This window comes from Pseudomonas defluvii (assembly GCF_001695625.1).
GTDB classification, from domain to species: Bacteria; Pseudomonadota; Gammaproteobacteria; order Pseudomonadales; family Pseudomonadaceae; genus Aquipseudomonas; species Aquipseudomonas defluvii.
On the sequence record NZ_MBPN01000028.1, the window covers coordinates 48,765 to 55,382 of the forward strand.

Annotated in this window: 6 protein-coding genes; 3 read left to right on the forward strand and 3 right to left on the reverse strand. The window is 53.0% G+C overall.

Annotation, left to right across the window (positions count from 1 at the left end; translation table 11 throughout):
- Positions 1–24: 24 nt before the first annotated feature.
- The 3 genes from EKA13_RS10425 to EKA13_RS10435 form a co-directional block, all read right to left on the reverse strand.
- Positions 25–1,248: a lysozyme inhibitor LprI family protein gene (locus EKA13_RS10425; protein ID WP_065759309.1), complete on the reverse strand. Its 1,224-nt coding sequence runs from the start codon at positions 1,246–1,248 to the stop codon at positions 25–27.
- A gap of 111 nt (positions 1,249–1,359) precedes the next feature.
- On the reverse strand, positions 1,360–1,905 hold the full coding sequence (locus EKA13_RS10430; RefSeq protein WP_083199783.1) for a Rha family transcriptional regulator: 546 nt from the start codon (positions 1,903–1,905) through the stop codon (positions 1,360–1,362).
- Between the two features lie 624 nt (positions 1,906–2,529).
- Positions 2,530–3,192, reverse strand: coding sequence for a hypothetical protein (locus EKA13_RS10435; RefSeq protein ID WP_065759310.1), 663 nt, complete (start codon positions 3,190–3,192; stop codon positions 2,530–2,532).
- Positions 3,193–3,673: 481 nt separating this feature from the next.
- Between EKA13_RS10435 and EKA13_RS10440 the strand changes: the two genes are divergently transcribed.
- Genes EKA13_RS10440 through EKA13_RS10450 form a run of 3 tightly spaced genes read left to right on the forward strand, consistent with a single transcriptional unit; the run spans position 3,674 to position 6,206 of the window.
- Entirely contained in the window at positions 3,674–4,369 is a 696-nt protein-coding gene (locus tag EKA13_RS10440) for a Gabija anti-defense Gad2 family protein (protein ID WP_065759311.1), read from the forward strand.
- Positions 4,362–5,327: a phosphotransferase family protein gene (locus tag EKA13_RS10445; protein WP_065759312.1), complete on the forward strand. Its 966-nt coding sequence runs from the start codon at positions 4,362–4,364 to the stop codon at positions 5,325–5,327. Before EKA13_RS10440 ends, EKA13_RS10445 begins: the two co-directional genes overlap by 8 nt.
- A gap of 21 nt (positions 5,328–5,348) precedes the next feature.
- Positions 5,349–6,206: a hypothetical protein gene (locus EKA13_RS10450; protein WP_065759313.1), complete on the forward strand. Its 858-nt coding sequence runs from the start codon at positions 5,349–5,351 to the stop codon at positions 6,204–6,206.
- The last annotated feature ends 412 nt before the right edge of the window (positions 6,207–6,618 follow it).

The following is a 6,618-nucleotide window of genomic DNA, read 5'->3' on the forward strand; positions in this document are numbered from 1 at the left end:
CTGTCAAAACCTCAAAGCAGCAGGCTACCTAATGAACCAGCTGAACCCCGTAAACTCCTCAGAACCGAAGGCCATCCAATTGATGAGCACCTTTTTCGGGTCAGTGAGCAGTTTTTGCGACTCGTAATCCCACTCGAAATCGGTGTCCTGAAGTTGTCCAGCTCCGCTGAAAACTTTAAGCGCTCCAAAACGAAACGGTGTCCACGCCCCAGGCGGGCCCATTCTTCCTCGCACCGAAACCTCTTCTGTTCTCGCACTAAAGAAGTGCTCGACGACCAAGTTATCATCAATAGCCAGCACATCATGTAAGGTCAATGCGCCGAGAGGAACATCCACTGCGTAGGCTGGTGATGCCCCCTCATAAACTTGCCCATGTATAAGCGCTATGACCATCTCCTTGACCGCATTATTGTCATCAAATGAAATCTCGACCTGCGTTTCTTCGTACCGATACTGGCAACTGCGGCCATGCTGATAGCTGGGAGTGCCCAACCACTCTCGGACTTTTTCGAAAGGTACTGATAACTCAACGATATCAAAGAGGTTACGCGGCGTTTTAGGAGAGACGACGACAATATCAGTTTGCCCATCGCCCCCCTCCTCCTCGGAAGAGAGCATGGCTATCCGCTCCCGAGTAAGCGCCTCATACCTTGAGTTAGCCATAAGGGGACTTATAGAACCTCCTTCCCATCGTAGCGACTCTCTTAAAGCTTCCTTTTGGCGGAAAGAGTCCCAAGCGGCTTGCGACTGAAGCAGTGCTTGGCTTGTCTGTTGATCCATTCCCCTAATCTTTGTTGCAATTACCGTAGCAAGCTCGTCGTCTGCCTGGGCTGCCTTTCTACCGGATAGCAAATTCATTTCTGCCTGAGTAAGCTCGCCATCCGCCCCATCAAGTAAGCCTACGTCATTATCCCGTGCAGCTTCGTAGTCAGAGACCAATCGTTGGGCAAAAGTTGTATAAGTTTGCGCTACGGTAATTGCGTTATCGGCTACCTCACCGAAAGCATGCGCGCGGAGAGCATCAAGATCAGCCATAGACGCCCCGGCCTTTTTAAGCTTTTCGTGGAGATCTACCAATTTATGGTATTGATCCAGCTTCTCACTTTCAGGCTTCCCTTCCATTTTGCGTGTAATAGCGTGCTGTATTAAACGGCCCATGCCGTAGCCTAAAGGCAGCAAAACGATCGTAAACCAAGGTGATTGAAGGATTTCAGTAATGGTATGCAAAAGATCATTCTGGACTGCCATAGTTTGGCTGTTCCTTCCTTGGGAATTGTTGATTGAGGAGGCTACCTGATTACCAGACGTTGGCACAGCGCCTATAGCGCAACAAGATCAACCATCACGGACACCATACGCTTAGCGCATTGGGTTAGCGTCCGCGTACCGCTTAGCCTCACGCATCCACTTCAGTTGTTCCTTTTCAGCGAGATTAAGAAATCTCTTGGTGCGGCCTCTATTGATACCCACGAGAGCAGCACTGCGGATGTCCTTCTCGCGCTCTCCAAGATGGACCACAGAGTCTTGAATAGACACACGTTCAAAGCCTGAGCCTTCCAGTTCAAGCCAGCGTTTGACGATCATGTTGGAGAGCTTGAAGGAGTATCGGGAGAGCAGCGTAAAGGTCAGTTCTTTGTCGAGGACCGTGAGAGGCTCGAACCGACCTCGGTTTGTCTGGTAAGTGGTCTCGGCATATTTGATCTCACTCCCCAAATCTGGGGCGTCAGTTTCCAGTTCTGTGAGCATCTTTCGGATGTCCCGTAGAACATGGTCGTGGCGCTTACCGGTGATTTCTGCGATCTCCAATGACGACATACCAGGCATGCCGTTGAGAGTCGTCGGGCTAATCGCTCCAGCCTTTGAGATGCTCTCGAAGGTGGTTGCAGTGGTGTTGGTCATGAGCATTATTTTTCTCCTTTTTGTAGCGTTCTACAGGTCGCTCCCATAGCCGGTCATCCGCCCCCAGATAAGGGAGCCCGTGTGGCGTGAGAGGCACCATCACAACAAGCTGGATGGTTTGCCTTGCGACGGGCGAGATGGTGAAGTCGAGGGTTGCTGTGGCAATAGTGAGGGTATTTAAGCGACACCTTAACCCCTGACTCTGATTGGCTCAGTTGCCAACAAAGGCTCCATCGGCGACTAAATTGGATACCCGTTCGACAGTATTTGCGGAGTACTTCAAGACGACCTAATGGAGCACGGCGATTTTTGTCGAAGGTAAAGACTCCAGATTCGTAAGTTCGAAAGGATGCATCTCGAATGGTAAGACACGGCGAAGCTCAATCGGTTGAGGTTGTGAAGGTGCTGGGAAGACCCATGACAGGGTGATGAGGTCGGCTTCAGCGAGCTGGGAAGGTGACGAGAGAGGTCATGAGTTCTCCTTGGAGACGATCGTTAAGATGACTTTTCGAGGAGGGGGGTTGTATTTATAATTACCCCTCTCCCTCTGGGTCTGGTCGATCCGGTATCGATGAGCTGGAAGGTGGTCTGAGAGTTTTTCTCTATTATCCGTCGTTAAGTCCGAGTGGCCTAAAGTAGAGCCTCCGCCTCGATACTGGATACCAGTTCCGATTTCAACTTCGGGTGTCTCTCGACATACGATGAGATCCCATGGGCAGCATGTCGGGCAGCCTTGGCAATGCGCTGGGCAGTGCGCAACGTGTACTCGCAGGTCTGGCAGGCTTCCGCTGAGATCTCCGAGAGGAAAAGCGCATGGATCACCGCTCGGGCTTTCACGTTGATCTTCCCGTTGCTGGTTTTGGCACTGGTCAAGATTGAACCGTGAATGATGTCGTCCACCCAAGCCTGTGTAGCTGTAGGGTCATCGTCTTCTTCATCTTGGTTGTCGCCAGTACAAGTCAGCTGCTCAACAAAGGGTCCAACAAGAAACGGCATGAAGGCAGCGGCAGGGTTCTTCAAGATGGTCTTTGGTCGGCCACGGCTTTTCTTGGTAATTGGATCGACAACTGGGACGATCTTCGACAAGGATGCTTGAGCGGTGGCGTGGTCGGTGGTCAGGTTCGCATCAGCACGACGCTGGGCAGCCCATACCTGATACTGTGCTTCTGTACCCTTGCGCCGGATCATGTACTTGCGAGCGATGATTTCGCCGGTGATCGGATCAACGTGAAGTATGTGCCCGGTCTCGTGGTCGACATGGCGGTGTGGCAGGTTGGCGGGGATGCCAGTCATTGGGAGGTCCTCATGTTGTGTGGTGGCAACAGTGAGGGTTTTTAGACAACGAACTTCGACCCGGTAGACACGGGTTTTCCAGGCATCCGGACAGTTTCTATCGCGCTCCTACGCTCGCATAGCAAGGCCAGGCCAGACCAGGCCCCAGCGAGTCGAACAGAACTCACGTGGGAACGCTTTGGCATGGACCGCTAAGGCATCTCAGCGAAATCAGCTCTGAGCTCCTCAGGTATCACTTCTGGGCGCTGGTCGATCAGACTCTGGGCAATCGGGTTGCTGGATTTCTCAGCGTTGCACTTGCCAGTCTTGCGAATGGTCAGATGAACCATGAAGACATTCAGTTTCAGAGAACAGTCCAGAAATAATCATTAAATCTCTGCACTCGCGCAGATCTTCATCGGATGTCTACGCACCTGTCCTGCCACAAACCCTTAGCTCTGTATACTTGAGCTCTACTATTCCGCTGAAGACACGTAAAACCATGATTCTCGCTAACGCTTATGCCGACATCAAACGCAGCCTCGAACTTTGGTGCGGCTACCCCATTCTGGTGGAGGCAATGCGAGCCTTTGAGGACCTGCAGGTATACGTGGCAGGAGGAGTAGTCCGTAACGCACTAATGGGAATCTCTGCAGTCCCCAAGGACTTCGACTTCTTCCTGCAGGGTACACACGTCAAGGATGCGATCGACTATCTCGGGCTTAACGGTCGCCTGCAAGCTACTCCTTACGGCTCACCACGCTGGTATCCCGCGAGTCATGAAAAGACGTACGCTGATCTAATTCCTGTCGCAGATTTTTCCCCCGGCCTCTGGGCTTGCGAAGACATCGTTGACGTCCTCGGCCAGTTTGACTTCACAGCCAATGCTGTCGCCTTCGACTTGCGAACCGGCGAAGCTTTCGACCCACAGAATGGCGCTCGTGATGCAGCTCGACACGTGATGAAAATGGTGCGTTTCGATTACCCTGAAGGGCCCTACGCACCATCCGCAACCCTAAACCGTAATGTTGTGCTCTGGTTCCGTATTATTCACTACACAAGTTCGCTCAAACTTGCACTCGAGCCGCTGACACGGGAATGGCTTTGGGCTCGCCGCGATTACAAAGCGCAGCTTGACGACTTTGCATCACTTTTTTTCCAGCCTGACTTGAGCGCGCTGGAGACAATGCATGATTGAAGCAATGGACAATTCGATGCCTTACGTACTAAACAAAGCTGCGGCACGTATCGTCGAAGAATTGTTGAGTACACGTGTATTCGCCGTCGAGTTCCTGCATCAGGGCATGATGACCTTCAAATGTCGCGTGCGCACCGAGAACGATGACGATGTAATCGTACGTTTTTACCCCGCGAGCCGGTCGGGCATAGTGCTTCAGGAACCCGACCTATTGCTGCGCTGTTATCGTGCTGGCATGTCGGTGCCAAAGCCGATTAGTGACTCGCGCTCAGGACCGTCTGCTCCACTTAGCTACGTGGTCTATCGCCGTATCAGTGGCGAGACACTGGCTGACAGGCTGCCAAGTTTCGACAACGCGCGTCGTCGCGTAGCGGCAGAAGATCTCGCTTCGCATCTCTACCGGCTACAGGATCTGACAATCGAGGGGGCAGGGGAGATCGTCACGAGCATGGCAGCACGAAACACCTCGTGGGACACTTTCGTTGAAGACGCTATGTGTACCGGTCTGGCGTCAATTAAGGACCATATGCTGCTTGAGCCTTCTCTCACGAGCGAGATCGAACGTGTCATTTGCGCCGGGGCACCGGCTCAAGCGAGCACGACGCAGCGACTCGTGTGGGGCGACATAAATTTCGGCAACATACTCGTCAGGGAAGACGGCCGTGTTGCCGGCCTAATTGACTTCGAGGGCTGTTTGAGCGGAGACCCACTTGCGACACTGGGTTACGCTGCTGCTGTCCACGGAACTGAACCGTTCTTCTCACAGTTACAGCAGGCTTGGCCACGGACTCTATCGGAAGACGAGGAAAATCTCGTCGCTTGGTACACTCTCCTACGGGCGCTAAGGCTTGGCCGCTATGCGCACTTACCACTACCAACCGGGCGTCCGCGCGATCCGTTGGTCCATATCGTACCGGGCATCATACCGGCCTTGCGGCGATTAGCCGCGAACTGCTGACCCGACCGCAAGGAGCACAACATGACCGATACAAAGCAGGACCTACCCCAGGCGCCCGAGAAGACTGCAGCAACTTCTCAACCAGGTAATCGCCCCCCGCAATTGGCTACTCAAAAGCAGAAGATTTTTCTCGTTGGGACCCATTTTGTGCTCGCGCTCGGCATGATCATCTGGGCGTACTTTACTATCCAGAATTATAACGAGGTCACCTTCGTAGAGAGCTCGACATCATGGGAAATGCCGAACGGTGCACACCTCAAGGATAGCCCTGTCAACTTCCACTATGATCCAGAACGTCACACGCTAAATCACCGTGGACCGGTGGATGCACAGCAGCAACTGCTGCTAAGGGACCTGCTCGAGTTTAATTCGGAATCCAGTGACACGGGCTCTGCGCCATCCATTACTCCTTCAGCGATCAATACGACCATTCGTTCGTACCAAGCAGCAATCGACAACCTTGCGTACCAAGCAGGCGCTGCGCAGATCGGCCAGATTCAATTACTGCTGCTTCTTGGGTTTATGGGCGGAATTCTCGGCGCCATCCTGAGATCGCTTGTCGACTTCGTTGGGCACGCCTGCTACACCGATAAACTCGACCTGATGCATTGGTGGCCCCTCTACGCTACGCGTCCAATCGTTGGAGCGATACTCGGGTTCCTACTCGTAATATTGCTGAAGTCGAAGCTGTTAACCTCCACTGAAATCCAACAAGGCAGCGACTCGTTCTGGTGGTTAGGTATAGCTGTGATTGGTGGCTTTAGTACTGTTGACGTCACGCAACGTTTGCGTTTGACCGCGAAGGCACTTTTCGGTACAGCGGATGACAACAAGAACAGCCGTAACTCAAGTGACTCAGGAAGCAGCCCAAGCTCATGAAGCAGGGTCAGGCCCTTATGAATTGAATGAATTGCACGTAGGAGTGACACTCGAAAACCTCAGCGAGCACCAAAGCGTCCGCCAAGCAAACCACTTAACATCTCAGCAATGACCTCGACGGGCACCCCAGAACCATATGTGTCAAACGTAATAGTCCCCGAGGCGTGTCCCATAAGAGCCTGAGCGTGCACTGTCGAAACGCCCTTGACTTGCATCAGCGAAGCCAAGGAATGGCGGAATGAGTGGTACGTCAGACCAGCCTTGTGGTCATCTCCAAGAGCCACTGGGATCGCTTGGCGGTTCGCCCAGTCACCCGCTGTCTTGTAACCAATCTGTAAAGTGGACCCATCGGTCAAGACAGTTTTTCAGCGAGTTTAAGCTGCGTCGCTTACTGCCACTGCAGCTGGTCGGC